At 58.3% G+C, this 15,673-nt stretch carries 17 protein-coding genes and 1 pseudogene; 5 read left to right on the top strand and 13 right to left on the bottom strand.

The window, feature by feature from the left end; genetic code table 11:
* The first annotated feature begins 133 nt into the window (after positions 1-133).
* The 4 genes and pseudogenes from ACSQ3J_RS27475 (at position 134) to ACSQ3J_RS27460 (ending at position 3,313) form a co-directional block, all read left to right on the top strand.
* On the top strand, positions 134-286 hold the full coding sequence (locus ACSQ3J_RS27475; RefSeq protein ID WP_156397678.1) for a hypothetical protein: 153 nt from the start codon (positions 134-136) through the stop codon (positions 284-286).
* Positions 287-449: 163 nt separating this feature from the next.
* Positions 450-853: pseudogene (locus tag ACSQ3J_RS27470) on the top strand (IS110 family transposase); the annotation flags it as partial.
* 647 nt (positions 854-1,500) lie between these two features.
* Positions 1,501-2,460 carry a DUF808 domain-containing protein gene (locus ACSQ3J_RS27465; RefSeq protein ID WP_060504926.1) on the top strand — a complete coding sequence of 320 codons (960 nt, stop codon included), beginning with the start codon at positions 1,501-1,503 and terminating at the stop codon, positions 2,458-2,460.
* Positions 2,461-2,824: 364 nt separating this feature from the next.
* On the top strand, positions 2,825-3,313 hold the full coding sequence (locus tag ACSQ3J_RS27460) for a YciE/YciF ferroxidase family protein (protein ID WP_060504925.1): 489 nt from the start codon (positions 2,825-2,827) through the stop codon (positions 3,311-3,313).
* Positions 3,314-3,758: 445 nt separating this feature from the next.
* Here the strand turns inward: ACSQ3J_RS27460 and ACSQ3J_RS27455 are convergent, their stop codons facing one another.
* The 13 genes from ACSQ3J_RS27455 to ACSQ3J_RS27395 all read right to left on the bottom strand — a co-directional run bounded on the left by ACSQ3J_RS27455 (position 3,759) and on the right by ACSQ3J_RS27395 (position 14,973).
* On the bottom strand, positions 3,759-3,947 hold the full coding sequence (locus tag ACSQ3J_RS27455; protein ID WP_244482207.1) for a hypothetical protein: 189 nt from the start codon (positions 3,945-3,947) through the stop codon (positions 3,759-3,761).
* Positions 3,948-4,191: 244 nt separating this feature from the next.
* Positions 4,192-4,632 (bottom strand): HD domain-containing protein, encoded by a 441-nt coding sequence (locus ACSQ3J_RS27450; RefSeq protein ID WP_436040744.1) that lies wholly within the window; start codon positions 4,630-4,632, stop codon positions 4,192-4,194.
* Positions 4,607-4,957, bottom strand: coding sequence for a DUF982 domain-containing protein (locus tag ACSQ3J_RS27445; protein ID WP_436040743.1), 351 nt, complete (start codon positions 4,955-4,957; stop codon positions 4,607-4,609). Before ACSQ3J_RS27445 ends, ACSQ3J_RS27450 begins: the two co-directional genes overlap by 26 nt.
* Before the next feature lie 389 nt (positions 4,958-5,346).
* On the bottom strand, positions 5,347-6,351 hold the full coding sequence (gene doeB, locus ACSQ3J_RS27440) for a N(2)-acetyl-L-2,4-diaminobutanoate deacetylase DoeB (protein ID WP_436040742.1): 1,005 nt from the start codon (positions 6,349-6,351) through the stop codon (positions 5,347-5,349).
* Between the two features lie 7 nt (positions 6,352-6,358).
* Positions 6,359-7,540 (bottom strand): ectoine hydrolase DoeA, encoded by a 1,182-nt coding sequence (doeA, locus tag ACSQ3J_RS27435; protein WP_436040741.1) that lies wholly within the window; start codon positions 7,538-7,540, stop codon positions 6,359-6,361.
* 31 nt (positions 7,541-7,571) lie between these two features.
* Entirely contained in the window at positions 7,572-8,564 is a 993-nt protein-coding gene (gene eutC / locus ACSQ3J_RS27430) for an ectoine utilization protein EutC (protein WP_436040740.1), read from the bottom strand.
* Positions 8,561-9,565: a hydroxyectoine utilization dehydratase EutB gene (gene eutB, locus ACSQ3J_RS27425; RefSeq protein ID WP_436040739.1), complete on the bottom strand. Its 1,005-nt coding sequence runs from the start codon at positions 9,563-9,565 to the stop codon at positions 8,561-8,563. The genes eutC and eutB overlap by 4 nt, the downstream gene beginning before the upstream one ends.
* A gap of 3 nt (positions 9,566-9,568) precedes the next feature.
* The gene (gene eutA / locus ACSQ3J_RS27420) at positions 9,569-10,348 is read right to left on the bottom strand and encodes an ectoine utilization protein EutA (RefSeq protein ID WP_060504936.1); all 780 of its coding nucleotides are present in this window, start codon (positions 10,346-10,348) and stop codon (positions 9,569-9,571) included.
* Positions 10,348-11,010 (bottom strand): ectoine/hydroxyectoine ABC transporter permease subunit EhuD, encoded by a 663-nt coding sequence (gene ehuD, locus ACSQ3J_RS27415; RefSeq protein ID WP_436040738.1) that lies wholly within the window; start codon positions 11,008-11,010, stop codon positions 10,348-10,350. The genes eutA and ehuD overlap by 1 nt, the downstream gene beginning before the upstream one ends.
* A gap of 2 nt (positions 11,011-11,012) precedes the next feature.
* Entirely contained in the window at positions 11,013-11,672 is a 660-nt protein-coding gene (gene ehuC, locus ACSQ3J_RS27410) for an ectoine/hydroxyectoine ABC transporter permease subunit EhuC (protein ID WP_060504918.1), read from the bottom strand.
* 91 nt (positions 11,673-11,763) lie between these two features.
* Complete coding sequence (gene ehuB / locus ACSQ3J_RS27405; protein WP_060504917.1) at positions 11,764-12,618, bottom strand: ectoine/hydroxyectoine ABC transporter substrate-binding protein EhuB; 855 nt, start codon at positions 12,616-12,618, stop codon at positions 11,764-11,766.
* Between the two features lie 62 nt (positions 12,619-12,680).
* A complete protein-coding gene (gene ehuA, locus ACSQ3J_RS27400) occupies positions 12,681-13,466 on the bottom strand; it encodes an ectoine/hydroxyectoine ABC transporter ATP-binding protein EhuA (RefSeq protein WP_060504916.1) in 786 nt (261 codons plus the stop codon).
* A 121-nt stretch (positions 13,467-13,587) separates the two neighbouring features.
* Positions 13,588-14,973 carry a PLP-dependent aminotransferase family protein gene (locus tag ACSQ3J_RS27395; RefSeq protein ID WP_060504915.1) on the bottom strand — a complete coding sequence of 462 codons (1,386 nt, stop codon included), beginning with the start codon at positions 14,971-14,973 and terminating at the stop codon, positions 13,588-13,590.
* 106 nt (positions 14,974-15,079) lie between these two features.
* Here ACSQ3J_RS27395 and ACSQ3J_RS27390 point away from each other — a divergent pair, with 106 nt between their 5' ends.
* Positions 15,080-15,574, top strand: coding sequence for an Lrp/AsnC family transcriptional regulator (locus ACSQ3J_RS27390; protein ID WP_060504914.1), 495 nt, complete (start codon positions 15,080-15,082; stop codon positions 15,572-15,574).
* Positions 15,575-15,673 lie beyond the last annotated feature (99 nt).

The following is a 15,673-nucleotide window of genomic DNA, read 5'->3' as shown; positions in this document are numbered from 1 at the left end:
GCCAATCAACTCGAGGCTCGAAACAAAAAAAATGCGCGGTTAAGGGCGTTTCTTCTTGAAATCAATGACTTGCATGGTAGGGGCGACCCACCGAAGGGTACGTCTGCGCGGCGACTATCCATCGGAAATACTCATGCGCGAGAAAGAACTTCGTGAGATCGAAGGGATCGCGGCCACGATCAGACGACTCGTAACGCCGGGGGTGAAACCCAAAGCGCTGATTGCCGCGGTGAAAGAACGGCATCCGAAAACCGCGACGAAGGAGATTGCTCGCACGACGTTTTGAGCGTCATCCTGTCCGCGGAATTAGTTCCCGAAGACACGCAGGCACTCCATGACCTGGCAATGGATAAACGTGACAGCACTGATGGGTTGGATGTCCCTCCCACCGGCATCGCAGTGTGCCAAGATGGTGATGCGTTAAGTCACCAACAGAGGAGGAGGCATCCATGGAGGAAGTTAGCATTGTAGGCGTCGATCTTGCAAAGCAGGTTTTCCAGGTTCACGGCGCAGCAGCGGATGGCCGGGTTTTGTTTCGTAAGAAGCTCTCGCGGCTTCAGTTTCCAAAATTCATGGCGGCACTGCCCCCTTGTGTAGTCGCGATGGAGGCTTGCGGGACAGCTCATTACTGGGGGCGCGAGTTGGCAGGGTTCGGCCATGACATTCGGCTGATCCCACCGGTCTATGTAAAGGCTTTCGTTAAGCGCCAGAAGAACGATGCTGCCGATGCCGAGGCTATTGCAGAAGCTGCGATGCGGCCGACCATGCGGACGTCGCTGTGAAGACGTCCAACCAGCAAGCTCGCGCAATGGTATTGCGAACTCGCGATCTTCTTGTCGGCCAGCGATCGCGATGGCAAACAAGATGGCACGGGTGATTTGGGCCAAGCTAGCACGCAATGAAGACTACAGAGATCCGACTGGAGCGGTCTGCTGACGGCGACTGCTTCATTTGGAGCGCCGGCGATGTGAGGAGGACATGATCCGTATGGGCAAATGATCGAGCAGATCGAGGTTGGATAAACCAGTAGCTCTCAGGGAGCCCTCAGCTCGTTGCACTGATATGGAATCTGATCCGGGTATCACCATACCGGCCCGCGGCATGTCATGGCCGCAATATGAGGTCTGAAACATGTACGCACCCGATCACTCGCTCAGCGGTAAAAAAGTCCTTGCATCGAAATGGGCATCCAAACATGAGAGCTAGCACGGGCAACTCGCGCGCATTCATCATCCAGCAGGGACGAATGCGATCGTTGCCGGGACCGCTGCGTTGCACCATATAGTCTGAACGCAATTCAGAGCGCCAAGCGGCGCGGGAGCATCCATGACAGCAACCATCGACGCCGGGCCTGACCAGAAAGCAGCTTTTCGTGCTACTTCTCGGTTCGATCGGGGTGGTTTACGGCGATATCGTCACAAGTCCGCTCTATGACTTTCGGGACTCCATACGCCCATTTTCCCGTGACGGGATAATTCTCAGAACCAATCGGAAAGACACATGGCCACAGGACTGATTGCACTCCTTGACGACATCGCTGCCATCGCCAAGCTGGCCGCGGCGTCCCTGGACGACATTGCCGCGCAGACCGCAAAGGCGGGGGCGAAAGCGGCAGGGGTCGTAATCGACGACGCGGCTGTGACGCCGAGATATGTCGTCGGCCTGTCCCCGGCGCGCGAACTGCCGATCATCGCCAAGATTGCTCTCGGGTCGCTGAAGAACAAACTTCTCTACCTCCTGCCAGTCGGGCTTTTGCTCGGCTATTTCGCGCCATGGGCTATCACTCCGCTTTTGATGATCGGCGGCGTCTACTTGTGCTATGAGGGCACCGAAAAGCTCTACGAAGCCTTCTTCCCTCATGACGCCCACGATCACGAGGCCGCGGTATCGGGAACATCCGATCCGGCCGCACTGGAGAATCAGAAGGTCTCAGGCGCGATAAGGACGGATTTCATTCTGTCCGCCGAAATCATGGCATTGACGTTGGCCAATGTTGCGGCGTCCAACATTTACACGCAAGCAGCGGTGCTAGCTTGCGTGGGAATCCTGATCACGTTGGCCGTCTACGGCGTCGTCGCGCTCATTGTGAAGGCCGACGACGTCGGTCTGACCCTCGCTGGTTCATCCCACGGCCTGCTGCGAACGTTCGGGCGCGGGCTTGTGGTAGGCGTCCCTGTCTTTCTTAACGTTCTCGCCATGGTTGGCACGGCTGCGATGCTCTGGGTCGGCGGAAGCATTCTGGTGCACGGGATGGCCGAACTCGGCCATCACGGGCCCGAGCATTTCATTGAAGGCATAGCGGCAGGAATTGGAACCGTGTCCGCCTACTTCGCCGAAATCCTGCATTGGGCGACGACATCGACGATCCAGGCCGCTCTGGCCATAGTGATCGGCGGCCTGACCATCGTCCTTGTTCATGCTTCGGCTCCACTGATCAAGCGGCTGAGACCGCAGAGCTAATTGATGCAAAAGCGAACCTCCGCGAGCAAGAGATGCTCGCCGGGGGAGCTACGGCGTGGCGAGAACTGGTAAGACCTTCAACCGCCAAAGCATCTGGATTTCCATGACAGTCGTTGCCTCAATACAATCCTGCCGCAACAGCACTGTCCACATGAACAGCGCTTTTGGCAACCATCGAGACTAAACATTATTGTTGAGGTACGTAACCGATTTCCAATGGTAGGGACGCCAGGTCTACATGGCCCGCCAAGGCGTGAAGTTGGCGATGTACGAATGGCTTGGCGAGACGGAACATTAGTTCCGCCAATAAGTTGTTGGCACACAATTGCCGGCTGCCCGTGCAATGTCCCAAGGAGGCAATCCCATGGCCAAATTACTCGAAGACCTTTTCCTCGACACGCTCAAAGATGTCTATTTCGCCGAACAGAAGATCGTAGACACTTTGCCGGAGATGGAAGCAGCGGCGACGAATATTCAGCTAAAGTCCGCTTTTCGAAAGCATCTGGACGAGACCAAAATACACGTGACCCGCCTGGAAGCCATCTTCAATGTGATCGGCGAGGAACCCGAGGCGAAGACGTGCGACGCCATCCTGGGCATCACCGATGAGGGTGCCGAAATCATGGAAGAATACGAAGACTCCCCTGCCCTTGATGCTGGCCTCCTTGCTGCCGCTCAGGCCGTCGAACATTACGAAATGTCACGCTACGGCACGCTGCGCACTTGGGCGCTCGAACTTGGCTACGAGGAAGCAGCCGAAATTCTCCAATCTACGCTGGATGAGGAACAGGCCACCGATTTGGCGCTCACCGCGATTGCCACTTCCGTGGTCAATCAAAAAGCTGAAGGCTGACGAGCTGGCGGCGGCTGTTCACACGGTCGCCGCCCCTTGTCAGGATGATGATGACCAATCGCTTTACCTATCTGCTCACGACGATACGCGGCAACGCACTGTTGATCGGTTCAGAGAAGCAAACAATCAACGACATCTAATCCTTGCTTGTTGAAAATGGCTTGCCTATTGAATCCGGCCCTGCCGAGTTGCACCAAGTGGGGAAGTTGAAGATCGCCGAGCAAACCGCTGAAGGACTGATTAGACCATTTTGTTGGCGAAACCGAATGCGGGGTGGAAAAACATGTCGCCCGGACGATGGATAATGCCCGGTTGAGAATGCGGGGGCTCCACCACGCGGGCAATATTCGATAACACCTGTCCAATGACATACTCATCGACCGCACCGTGTTCTGGAAACCCGGCTTTTTGTGCCGGGTTCCCACTGTCAGCGACGTGGCTACCGCTAATGTTCCGTGTTGTTCATCAACGCGTCGATGAGCATGATCTGCGAGCGGTTTCCGCGCTTGTATTCGTTGATTAGGATTTTTACCTCAGCAGTCGCCTTCTTGCGGGAGATGCGATGCTGAGCATACCAAACATCGAGAACATGAAGCATGTTCAGGTCTTTAGGTGGTATCCCGACATCGGACATATGCATCATCTTCCTCCAAAGGATACATCATCTCTTGTTTGAAAAAAAAGCGCCTCCCCGCGGCCTCTCTAGGAAATAATCCTAGTCTTAAATCGAGGAGGCTGAAGACGAAAAAATGGCACCAGTTTGAGGTGCGTTTCCCATTTTTGATCCCGTTCAGCGTACACGGTAGTGGTCAGATTGAACGAGACCATGCGTTGAAATTCGGTCTTTGGCTGAAGGATTAGGCCTTTCCGATGGTGCCTCATTCCCCACGAGTGCCGCTCCCCCTGTCCTCGTTGACCTCTTCCAATATCTTCAGCCCATCGCTGTATTTAGCCGTATCGAGTTCATTCGCCAGCGCCTGCTGAAGGTTGTCCTTCAAATCCGCCTGCTTTACCGCTCTTGCGAGATCATTCGACGCTGCACGGCGGACAAACAACGCTTCGTTTTCATCATCACGCTTGGTTAGGGCATCAACAGCTGAGACGATGGCATTGGAGAAGCCTTCCGCTTTCAATCGCTCAAGCGTCCATCTTTCCCGCTTTTCGACGACGTCATGGAGATAAGCCACGATTTTCTCGTCAATCCCGCGGACCAAAGCCGCAACCCGATTGCAATGCAGAAAGTATGGTTCACCTGCCTTGTCGGTCTGTCCCGCGTGCGCGTCCAAAGCTATTTCAATTGCCCGGTCCAGTTCGTGCATTACAAGCACCTCCGCGTATGCCATCGGAAACATACTGCAAAATGCGGATTGTCAGTGATGAGTTCCACGGGTAGCGATCCCATGGCTGGGGCCTCCTCAGGCAATTGGAAGAGCAGCGTCGAGGAAAGCGCCGACGAAAGCTTGGCGGGTCTACCGCCTTCTGAAGGGCGCGGCGGCAATTGCGCTTGGCCTCATGGTAGAACTCGCCTTCCGCTCCGTCCCAGTCATGATCGAGAAAATCCAAAGCCTGGTCGGGCCCAGTGATCACACGCGCGCCGCCGTCGCGACGCTTCAGCTTTACTGGCTGCCAAGTGATGGTTTCCATACTGTCTCTCCGTTGAACGTCTAGAAACACACACAGAACCTCAGTTGTTCCGAGGCAAGATTCGTAATCGTTATTATAAGGAACGGAATTGCAATAATCCGGGGGTCCGCCTGATCAACTCTAGGATGGCTCGAGCCTTCATCCGCCGACAATGAACGCGATACGTCGATGCTCTCCTTGAACTTGCCGTCCGCATCGCAGCGGATGTAACGCTTATCGGTCCCGGTATCGATCATCTCGACCAAGTGCCATATCAGGCTATAATCGACAGTGTTGCGACGACCGGTTGGATCTGCCCGCCGGTCATTCAACGGTCAATAACAACGGCCTCCATCGCGCTTACATGGCCGATGTACGGCGCCATACCCATTGCGGCACCCCAGCCGCCATCAGACGGTTATTGCAAGGACCGCGACGCAATCCCCTGCCTTGACAAGACCGGGAAAGTGCCGTGCGCAGAGAACACCATCCATCTTTGCAGAGATTTCGATCGGCGCCTGGCCGGTGCGCCCGACAGGATGGATGAGGGCTACAGCCTGGCCTCTGCTGACAGTATCGCCTAAATCCGCAAGCGGTTCGATGAGCCCGGCGTCTTCTGCAAAACAGAAACAATCGCCATCCGGCATGTCGAGCCACTGTGTCTGCGCTACGTCAAGGGCGCCTTTGACGATCCCGGCCTTGGATAGAATGTTCCTGACGCCGCGCTTGGCAATGCCAGCACTTTTCGCCGTTGCCGTACCTCCGCCGCCGAGTTCGGTGGTGATGAAGATCTTGCCCATCGCTTCTGCCGCGGTATCGTACATTCCGACGGCGTCGATCTCCAGCATCTTCATGGAGTAAGGTGCCGAGAATGCCTCGACGAGTTCGAAGGAGCGCGCCTCCTGCGCCTTGTCGGACAGGATGTGGGCGGCACAGAAGGGCAGGAAGTCAAGTGTCTTGCCTCCGGAATGGAAGTCGAGAACGATGTCGGCAAGGGGCAAGAGTTCACGTTGGAAATAATCGGCGATTTTCTGGGTCACGTTGCCATCGGGCCTGCCCGGAAAGCTGCGATTGAGATTGCCCCTGTCGATCGGCGACGTTCGCGTGCCTGCCAGGAACGCGGGATAATTCATGGCCGGAACGATGATGACACGCCCGGATACGTCGTCCGCCTGCAATGTGCGTGCGAGATCGAACAGGGCAATCGGCCCTTCATATTCGTCGCCATGATTGCCGCCGGTGAGAAGGGCCGTTGGGCCCTCCCCGTTCTTGATGACCGTGATCGGGATCATCACGGAACCCCAGGCCGAATCGTCACGGCTATAGGGCTGCCGCAGGAAGCCATGCTGGATACCCTCGGCCGAAAAATCGACCGTTGGCGTGATCGGGGACGGTCGAAGTCCTGTGTCGTTCATGGCAGGCTCAATCCTTGACGAACAGTTTGCGCGGTACATTCGCAAGGCATTCGACGCCAGTATCGGTAATCAAGATGCTTTCGGTAATTTCCAGCCCCATCGTTTCCAGCCAGAGCCCGGTCATGAAATGGAAGGTCATGCCGGGCTTTAGCTCCGTCCGATCGCCGGGGCGCAGGCTCATGGTGCGCTCGCCCCAATCCGGCGGATAAGAGATACCGATGCCGTATCCGGTTCGGTTATCCTTGACGATGCCGTATTTCTTCAGCACCGCGAAGAAGCCGTTGGCGATATCCTCACAGGTATTTCCGGGTTTGGCCGCAGCCAGTCCCGCATCCATGCCTTCGAGCGTTGCCTTCTCCGCGTCGAGGAATTCCTGTGTCGGCTTGCCGAGGAAGACGGTGCGCGACAACGGCACATGGTAGCGATTGTAGCAACCGGCAATCTCGAAAAACGTTCCCTCGCCCCGCTTCATCGGCCTGTCATCCCAGGTCAGGTGCGGTGCAGAAGCATCGACGCCTGACGGAAGCAGCGGCACGATGGCTGGGTAATCACCACCGATGCCATCGACGCCGCGGGTACCGGCATCGTAGATTTCGGCAACCAGATCGCATTTGCGCATTCCGACTTCGATTTTATCGAAGATGCGCTGGTGCATGCCTTCCACGATACGGGCAGCGTTGCGCATGTACTTGATCTCGGTCTCGCTTTTTTCTGCCCGCTGCCAGTTGACCAGTGCCGTTGCATCAACGAAACGCGCATTCGGCAGATGCTTGACCAGGGCTGCGAAGGCGGCCGCCGAAAACCAGTAATTGTCCATTTCAACGCCGATCGTTAACCTGTCGTAGCCGCGCTCGACGAGCTTGGCAGACAGATAATCCATCGGATGACGCTCGGTCGATTGCACATAGTGATCGGGGTAACCGATAATGTTCTCGGGTTTCAAATAGGCTGTCAGCTTGGCGCCGTTGGCGTCCTGCCCACGGCCGAACCAGATCGGTTCGCCGCTCGGCGGCACGATGACGGCCTGATGCACATAGAACGACCAGCCGTCATAGCCGGTGAGCCACGCCATATTGGAAGGATCGCTACAGATCAGCAGATCGATGCCTTTTGCTTCCATGGCCTTGCGCGTCTTGGCGAGACGCCTCTCGTATTCCCCAAGGGAAAATTTGAGGTTCGGTTGGGTCATCTTTCTCCCTCATTCTCCGGCTTTGCCGGTCTCAGCTTTCAAATGGCGTGCCCGCGCCGGCAAGGCCGGCACGCGCAAGGGCGAGTGTTGCAATGGCCGTGTCCTGGATACCGGTCCCGGTGAGGTCGGCGATGGTGATTTGGTTGGGGGCGGTGCGCCCCAGCTTCTCACCGGCGACGATCTGACCGAGTTCGGGAAAATCCGCATTCGGAGCGACCGCGCCAGTTCTGATTGCGTGATGCAACTCGCCAAGCCGCCGGGTCTGTGCCAGACGATCGGCCACGTAGAGACTGGCCTTGGCAATCGCCGCCGGTTCGATCTCGTTCTTATGCTCGGCATCGGATCCCATTGCAGTAACGTGCTGCCCCGGCTCCAGCCATTCCGCCTTGAGGATCGGCGTTTCCGAGGGTGTCGTCGTAACGACGATATCCGCGCCAGCAATGGCACGCTGCGAATCAACCGCGGCGACAACACTGATGCCGAGCGACCGCGTCAGATCGATGGCCGTCATTTCCGCCTTTGCCACGTCCCGCGCCCAAATCCGTGCCTCGTGGATCGGCCGCACCATGGTTAGCGCCTGCAGTTGCAGCCGTGCCTGCATTCCCGCACCGAAGATCGTGGCAATACGCGCATCCGGCCTCGACAGGTGTTTTGCGGCGACAGCGCCGGCAGCGGCGGTGCGCACATCCGTCAGGTAACCGTTATCGAGCAACAGCGCCTGCACGAGGCCGGTTGTTGCCGACAGAAGAACCATCATGCCATTGGTGCTCGGCAGACCGATCGCCGGATTGTTGAAGAAACCTGGGCTGATTTTGATGGCGAAACCATCAAGGCCGGGCACATAGGCGGTCTTCACATCGACCTCGCCGCGATGTTCGGGAATGTCGAGCCTGAGGATTGGCGGCATGACAACCTCTTTGGTCGCAAGCGCCCGGAAGGCGTCTTCCACGCAAGCAATTGCGTCCATATCCAGTTTCACCACGGCTCGCAGATCTGCCTCTGTCAAAATGATCATCCGGCTCATGCCGCCACCTCTACGGGCAAGGCGGACGCGCCGTTGATGACCCGCCGATGCAGATCCATGTCGATGTTGCGTCCGGACAGGATGGCGACGATGGGGCCGGTCGATGTCACCCGTCCGGACAGAAGGGCGGCGACACCGACGGCACCGGCGCCTTCAACGATCTCGCGCTCGGCCGCGTAGGCATGACGCAGACCGGCGGCAATCTCTTCTTCGGATAGAAGGATCACGTCGTCCAGCAAATCCCGGCACATGGCAAAGGTCAGCGCATTGCCGAGCCCGATACCGCCGCCAAGCGAATCCGCAAGGCTCGGCAGTTCCTCGATTTGAACCGGGTGCCCCGCATCAAGGCTCGCTTTCATCGCGGCCCCGCGCTCCATGGTCAGTCCGATGATTCTTGTGTTTGGTCTCAAAGCCTTGATGGCACAGGCAACGCCTGCCGCCAGCCCACCACCGGATAGCGGCACAAGCACTGTTTCCACCTCGGGCACTTGATCCACGATTTCGAGCCCAAGCGTTCCCTGCCCCGCGATGACGGCCGCGTCATCGAACGGTGGCACACTGACCATGCCCTTATCGGCAACAAGCCGGTCGACCTCTTCCTGCGCTTCGTCCTGCGAATTTCCGGCAATGCGGACCTCGGCGCCGAGCTTGTGGATTTCTGAAACCTTGTTGCCAGGCACCAGGCGCGACATGCAGATCGTCGCGACCGCGCCCTGCGCCCTTGCTGCATGTGCAAGCGCCCGGCCATGATTGCCGGTGGATGCCGCCACAACACCACGAGCGCGCTCGGCAGATGTCAGCGACAAGATTGCATTGGTTGCACCGCGCAATTTGAAACTGCCGGTGATCTGGTGTTGTTCAAGCTTGAGATGGACCGGAACACCCGCCAGCTCTCCAAGTGCCGCAGACTGCATCGTCGGCGTGTTGAGAACATGCCCGGCAATGCGAGCGGCCGCAGGCCTGATATCATCGAGTGAAACCAATTGCCGGTGCTGGCTCATCTGTCACCGCTCCGGATAGGGCTTGGTCATGAGAATGCCGAGATCCGGTCGCGAAACAGCATCACCGCAGATCCTGATGCACGCCCAGGCGGTCGCGAGATTGCTGCTCACCACCGGTTTTCCAAGCACCCTTTCGATACGGGGAACGACCTCTGCGGCGCGAACGGCGGTGCAGGAAATGAACAATGCATCGGATTCCGGCGCCATGGCTTCTTCGGCGAAGGCGGCGATCTCGACATGTGAAATGCGCGCCATTTCCCGATCATCAGTCAGGCCAAGACACGTGAAGCGGTCGATCTCGAAACCGAGATTGGCGAAATAAGCGGCCATCGGGCGGCTGGTTTCGACGGTATAGGGCGTCAGTATCGAAATTCGCTTGGCACCCACAGCCTTCAGGGCACGGACAGCCGCATCCGTGGGTGTGACAACCGGAACGCCGGGTTTTGCTGCCTGAACCGCAGCCTCGATCTGCGCATCCCCGATGACGACGGACGCCGAGGTGCAGGAATACATGACCACGTCGAGCGGCTCGTCCGGCAGGATCAACGCGGCACCTGCGGTTAGTGACGGCTGCATCTTCAGCAGGTTTTCCGGCGTCACCGGATTGGCATAGGGGATGCGGGTGACGTAGACGCCGATGCGCTCACTGGCCACAATGCGCTGGAAGTCGACCTCGGTCGTGTGGTCCGTCGCCAAAATGATCAGGCCGATGCGCTTTGCCAGCGGGCGATCTTCGAGGCGGGGCGTACGGCTTGCCATTTCAAACCGGATATTGTCTGTCATCATCGTTCATCCACCCGGGCATAACGTTCTTCCAGGAAACGCAGCGCAACCACCGAGATCAGGCTGATGACCAGGAAGAACACGCCGACCATGGTGATCGGCTCGATATAACGATAGCTGCTATTGGCGACGCTCTTTGCCTGGTTCATCAGTTCCAGCACGGTGATCGCTGAGAGCAGCGGCGTCTCCTTGAACATGGCAATGAAATAGTTGGCGAGCGCCGGGATCATCGGTGGAATTGCCTGCGGCAGCACGACATGCATCCAGGTCTGCCGGATGCTGAGATTGGTGGCACGCGCTGCCTCCCACTGGCCGCGCGGCACATTGTCTATGCCGGCCCGATAAACCTCGGCGGCATAGGTCCCGTAATGGATTCCAAGGCCGATGACACCGGCGACCAGCGGCGCCAAGCGAATGCCGATATCCGGCAGCACGTAGAAAATGAAATAGAGCTGCACCAGAAGCGGCGTACCGCGAATGAAATCGGCCAGAAGTCCGACCGGACGGGCAATTGCCGGGCTCGGCGAGCGTCTTGCGATTGCCAGGACCAGACCCACGACCGCGGCAACGATCGCCCCAAGCACAGTCGCAAGGACGGTGATCTTCAACCCTTCGAGAAGGGTCGGCATGATCTGCCAGACGAATGCCCAATCCCATTCCATGATCAGACCCTCATTCCATCAAGACCGCGCGAAGCGCGGCGCTCCAGCCACCGCACACCGGCAGAAACAGCCATGGCCATGGCGAAATAGAGAACGAGAATTGTCGCAAACGGGATCAGCGTGCTGCCTGTCTGCGCGCGCACCACTTGCGCCTGGAAGGTCATGTCGGTCAGCGAGATCAGCGAGACCACGGCCGTGCCTTTCAACAATTCGATGGCATTGTTGCCAAAGGTCGGCAGCATCAGCGGCAATGCCTGCGGCAAGATCACGTGCCGCATCCGGTGATAGCGGCCGAGATTGAGGGCGACGCACGCCTCGAGCTGCTCCCGGCCGATAGCCCGGACGGCCCCCCGCACCACCTCTGCTCCATAAGCGCCGACATTCAGGCCCAACGCCAGAACGCCCGCCTGCATCGGCGTCAGTGTGATCCCGGCAAACGGCAGGACGAAATAGGCCCAGAACAACTGGACGAAGATCGAGGTGCCACGAAAGAACTCGATGTAGACCGTGGCAAGTGCGCGCACGGCGGCAAAGCGCGACATGCGGCCAAGGCCGGCAGTAAACGCCATGACCAGCGCCAATGCTGACCCCATGACCGTCAGCTCGACGGTCACCAGCGCACCTTGCAGTATCAGCCCTATATAGCCGGACCAATCTATCATCTTGCTTTCTCTGTCCCTGCCGTTTCAAAGCCAGGTCCTGCCGGGCCCGGGTGGAAAAGGAGAGGCAGCGCACCCCCTCTCCGGTTGGCCGTCAGTTGGCAGCAGCACAAAGCTTTTCACGCGTCGTCGACATCGCCGCTGCGGCCGAGAAACCATAAGGCTCGATAATCTTGGCGAACTCGCCGGATTCCTTGAGTTTTGCCAATTCGACGTCAAAGGCATCGCGCAGAGCCTCGTCGCCCTTCTTGAAAGCTGCGCCATCACAATAAACCGGCGCACCTTGAACCGGAGCGATAACCTCCAGGTTGGGGTCATTGGCCTTCTTGACGAGATCGTTGATTGACAGCACCGGTAGCGAGTAGGCGTCTATGCGGCCATCCTGCAGCATCTTCAGACCGCTCTGACCATCCGGCACGACGATAACGCGGTCGCGCGGCACACCGGCTTCCAGCGCCAGCTTTTCTTCCGTGCCGCCGCCCGGCGCGCCGATGGTGGCGGACTGATCGTTGGCTACATCGGCATAACTCTTGAAGCCCTTCGGGTTGCCTTTCTTGACGAGCATTGCTTCTGCATCACACAGAACCGGCTCGGAATACGCGACGGCTGCACAACGCTCCGGCTTCATGAACAGACCGGCGGTGACGGCATCGTGCCGGCCGGCCTGCAGGCCCGGGATCATCGCGCCATATTCCGAGATCGACGCTACCACATCCGGCACGCCAAGCCGCTTGAAGACTTCGCGGGCGACGTCGGGGGCCGCACCGGAAACCTTGCCGTCGGCGCCAACAGCCGTGAACGGCGGCTCGTTGGCGATGGCGATGCGGGCAAAGCCTTGCGCCTTCAACGCTTCCAGCTTGGCATCGTCGGCGTTCGCCGGGGCTGTAGCAAGAACAGTCATCAACGCCGTGGCGCCGGCTGCCATCGTCATGAAATGCTTCAATCTCATCGTTCCAACTCCTCTGGATTTTTTCTATTTTTATCGGGGGCATTGACCGATCGCCGCAACGATCAGACGCGGTGCCCCGCCGCGATTATCTTGCGCAGGAAGTTCTGCGTGCGCTCCTGCCTGGGATTTCGGAATATGTCGTCCGGCTTGCCCTCCTCGACGATCCTTCCCTTGTCGAAGAACAACACACGATCGGCAAAGTCATGAGCAAAGCCCATTTCGTGGGTAACAAGCAGCATTGTCATGTCGGTCTCGGCAGCAAGTTTGCGCATGACGTTCAGGACTTCCTCGACCAGTTCCGGATCGAGCGCAGAGGTCACCTCATCGAACAGCATGATCTTCGGCGAAAGTGCCAAGGCACGGGCGATGGCGACGCGCTGCTTCTGTCCGCCGGACAGTTGCGCAGGCATGTGTTTTGCCTTCTCCGCCATGCCGACCATATCGAGAAGCTCCATCGCCCGTGCTTCGGCAACGGCTTTTGTCTCGCCCTTGGTCAGCATCGGTGCCAGCGTGATATTGTCGAGCACACATTTATGCGGGAACAGATTGAAGTGCTGGAAGACCATGCCGATCTTCGTGCGCATCTTTTGGAGATGCTTTTCATCGGCAGCTGCCAAGCTGCCCGCCTTCTGCATGTGGTAGAGTTGATCCCCATCGACCTCGATATGGCCGCCATTGATCTTTTCCAACGTCATGAGGATACGCAGGATAGTCGTCTTGCCCGATCCGGAGGGGCCGATCAGCGCCAGCTTCTCCCCCGGCATGACATCCATCGACAGACCGTCGAGCACCGTCAGTGGCCCGTAGGTCTTTAATATATTGTCGATGCGGATAATGGGCGAAGGCATGCAGATCTCTTCCTGCTGAGACGAGCGATGCCTAACGATGACGAGCGTATCAAATCATGTCAATTGCCAAAATAATCTCATGACAATTATTCTTTCCCTGCCCATTTCATGGACGAAACTATCAAATCGCAAGCAGCAACGCTTCCGGATTTCCGTGCGCCAGCGATGCGACAATGCCGAGCCCTGTGCGCAACTCCGCCTCAGATGTCGAACCAAGCGAGATGCGCACCGCAGGCGCGCGGCCATGATCAGCCGTTTGGAACGATATGCCCGGCGCGATCGCCACGCCGCGCAACCGCGCCTGCGCCACGAACCCTTCTTCCGTGTGCTGGCAGGTCAGCGGCAGCCAGATATGCAGGCTTTGTGGATGGGAATGGTAGACGAGAGCGCCCAAGGCTTCCGTCGCAATCTCGTGACGTCGCGCCAGCGCGCGGCGCTGCCAGTTGACCAGTTCCATCGCGGTACCGTTGCTGACCCAGCGCGTTGCGATCTCGGCAATCGCCGGCGTCGCCATCCAGTTGGAAACGAGATGCCGGTTGGCAACCGCCGCGACGTAACGGTCGGGCGCGACGAGATAGCCGATGCGCAAGCCCGGCACGGTGATCTTGGTGAAGCTCGTGACATAGAGCGTGCGCTCAGGCGCAAAGGTCTGCAGCGGCGGCGGCCTATTTTCGACCAATGGACCGAGGATATCGTTTTCGATGATCGCAATATCATGCCTGGCCGCCACGGCCGCCAGCGCTTGACGCCGTTCAGCGCTCATCAACGTTGCGGTGGGATTTACCACCGAGGGCTGAAGGAAAACGGCCCGGATCGGCCCTTTCCGGCAGGCTTCGTCCAAGGCCTCCGGGATCATTCCGTCTTCGTCGATGGCCAGGCCTTCCAGATGAATGCCCAGATAGCTCGAGAGTGGGACCAGCGTGTGGTGGCTGATCGCCTCGGTGGCCACGGTTGACCCTGGAGGTGCGACGCTCATTAACGCCACTGTCATGCCCGAGGTGGCACCATTGGTCAGATTGACGTTGAGCGGAGAAACCTCCAATCCGCATTGCGCCAGCCACTCGGCCGCTACTGCCCGATGGCGCGGAAACACCATGTTCGGCCGAAACGACAAGGCCGAACTAGATGGCAGGTTCTCTGCCAGCCAGCCGAAGGCCTCGCGCATTCGCTCGAGATGGATTTGCTCGCAAACCGGCTTCAGGATCGACAGGTCGATGACTTCGCCCAACCGCTCCGGCAGATAAGGCGGCTCCGGCTCTTTTGGCTGGGTCTGCACGAAACTGCCACGTCCGATCTCGCCGGCAATCATGCCGCGACGGATCAACTCGTCATAGGCGCGACTGACCGTCTGGATCGACAACTTCAGATCTTCCGCGAGCCTTCTATGCGTCGGCAATCGTTCGCCATTGATCAGCTTGCCATCGTGAATCGCATTGGCAATTTGCTCGGCGAGTGAGAGATAAGCCGGACGGCGAAGCTGCTGTGGATCGGGGCGCCAATTTGTCATGATTTTACAGTGCTAAAATTCAGGTCAATTGACAATCCAAAATTTGCATTCACCCTCTCGATTTCATAACATCGCCCAAGATTTTCACACCGGGATACCCGTCCGAATGAAACTTGACGCCATCGACCTGCGCATTCTGGAAGCAGTCCAACGGGATGGCCGCATCACCAAAGTGGCGCTGGCAGAAGAAGTCGGCCTATCGGCGACACCGTGCTGGATGCGGCTGCGCAAGCTCGAAAAGGCAGGGATTGTCTCAGGCTACCACGCCCGCGTCGCGGTGCGCCGCGTGGCGCCGGTTGCCAGCGTGATGATGGAAGTTACGCTCGGCAATCACCGCCAGATGGATTTCGATCGCTTCGAGCGCGCGGTGACCGCCATTCCCGAAATTGTGGCCTGCTGGTCAGTCGGCGGCGGCGTTGATTATATCCTGAAAATCATGGCCCCGGACATCGATGCCTATCAGCGGCTGGTCGATGATCTGCTGGACCGCGAAATCGGGATTGCCCGCTATTTCACCTATATCGTGACCAAGACAGTCAAGGAGGAGACCGTCCTTCCGCTCCCGGTCCTCCTGTCGCAAGGTGAGGCCGCGGACGGCTAGACATTTCCTCTACGGCAAGCCCTTCATTTGGACAGATCCTCTTCAGGCGTCCCGCCCAAGAGACCATCTCTCGCCTCGAAGCTGTCAGACTGAGCGTCA

It is taken from the genome of Rhizobium sp. LjRoot98 (assembly GCF_964252935.1).
In the GTDB taxonomy this organism is placed as follows: domain Bacteria; phylum Pseudomonadota; class Alphaproteobacteria; order Rhizobiales; family Rhizobiaceae; genus Pararhizobium.
The sequence above is the reverse complement of the archived record's forward strand: the minus strand, read 5'-3'. Positions and strand labels throughout refer to the sequence as shown.

Bases quoted from the DNA above. Each gene is read 5' to 3' on its own strand.
- ACSQ3J_RS27475 (WP_156397678.1), top strand. From the start codon at position 134: ATGCGCGAGAAAGAACTTCGTGAGATCGAAGGGATCGCGGCCACGATC.
- ACSQ3J_RS27465 (WP_060504926.1), top strand. From the start codon at position 1,501: ATGGCCACAGGACTGATTGCACTCCTTGACGACATCGCTGCCATCGCC.
- ACSQ3J_RS27460 (WP_060504925.1), top strand. From the start codon at position 2,825: ATGGCCAAATTACTCGAAGACCTTTTCCTCGACACGCTCAAAGATGTC.
- ACSQ3J_RS27455 (WP_244482207.1), bottom strand. From the start codon at position 3,947: ATGTCCGATGTCGGGATACCACCTAAAGACCTGAACATGCTTCATGTT.
- ACSQ3J_RS27450 (WP_436040744.1), bottom strand. From the start codon at position 4,632: ATGCACGAACTGGACCGGGCAATTGAAATAGCTTTGGACGCGCACGCG.
- ACSQ3J_RS27445 (WP_436040743.1), bottom strand. From the start codon at position 4,957: ATGGAAACCATCACTTGGCAGCCAGTAAAGCTGAAGCGTCGCGACGGC.
- doeB (WP_436040742.1), bottom strand. From the start codon at position 6,351: ATGAACGACACAGGACTTCGACCGTCCCCGATCACGCCAACGGTCGAT.
- doeA (WP_436040741.1), bottom strand. From the start codon at position 7,540: ATGACCCAACCGAACCTCAAATTTTCCCTTGGGGAATACGAGAGGCGT.
- eutC (WP_436040740.1), bottom strand. From the start codon at position 8,564: ATGAGCCGGATGATCATTTTGACAGAGGCAGATCTGCGAGCCGTGGTG.
- eutB (WP_436040739.1), bottom strand. From the start codon at position 9,565: ATGAGCCAGCACCGGCAATTGGTTTCACTCGATGATATCAGGCCTGCG.
- eutA (WP_060504936.1), bottom strand. From the start codon at position 10,348: ATGACAGACAATATCCGGTTTGAAATGGCAAGCCGTACGCCCCGCCTC.
- ehuD (WP_436040738.1), bottom strand. From the start codon at position 11,010: ATGGAATGGGATTGGGCATTCGTCTGGCAGATCATGCCGACCCTTCTC.
- ehuC (WP_060504918.1), bottom strand. From the start codon at position 11,672: ATGATAGATTGGTCCGGCTATATAGGGCTGATACTGCAAGGTGCGCTG.
- ehuB (WP_060504917.1), bottom strand. From the start codon at position 12,618: ATGAGATTGAAGCATTTCATGACGATGGCAGCCGGCGCCACGGCGTTG.
- ehuA (WP_060504916.1), bottom strand. From the start codon at position 13,466: ATGCCTTCGCCCATTATCCGCATCGACAATATATTAAAGACCTACGGG.
- ACSQ3J_RS27395 (WP_060504915.1), bottom strand. From the start codon at position 14,973: ATGACAAATTGGCGCCCCGATCCACAGCAGCTTCGCCGTCCGGCTTAT.
- ACSQ3J_RS27390 (WP_060504914.1), top strand. From the start codon at position 15,080: ATGAAACTTGACGCCATCGACCTGCGCATTCTGGAAGCAGTCCAACGG.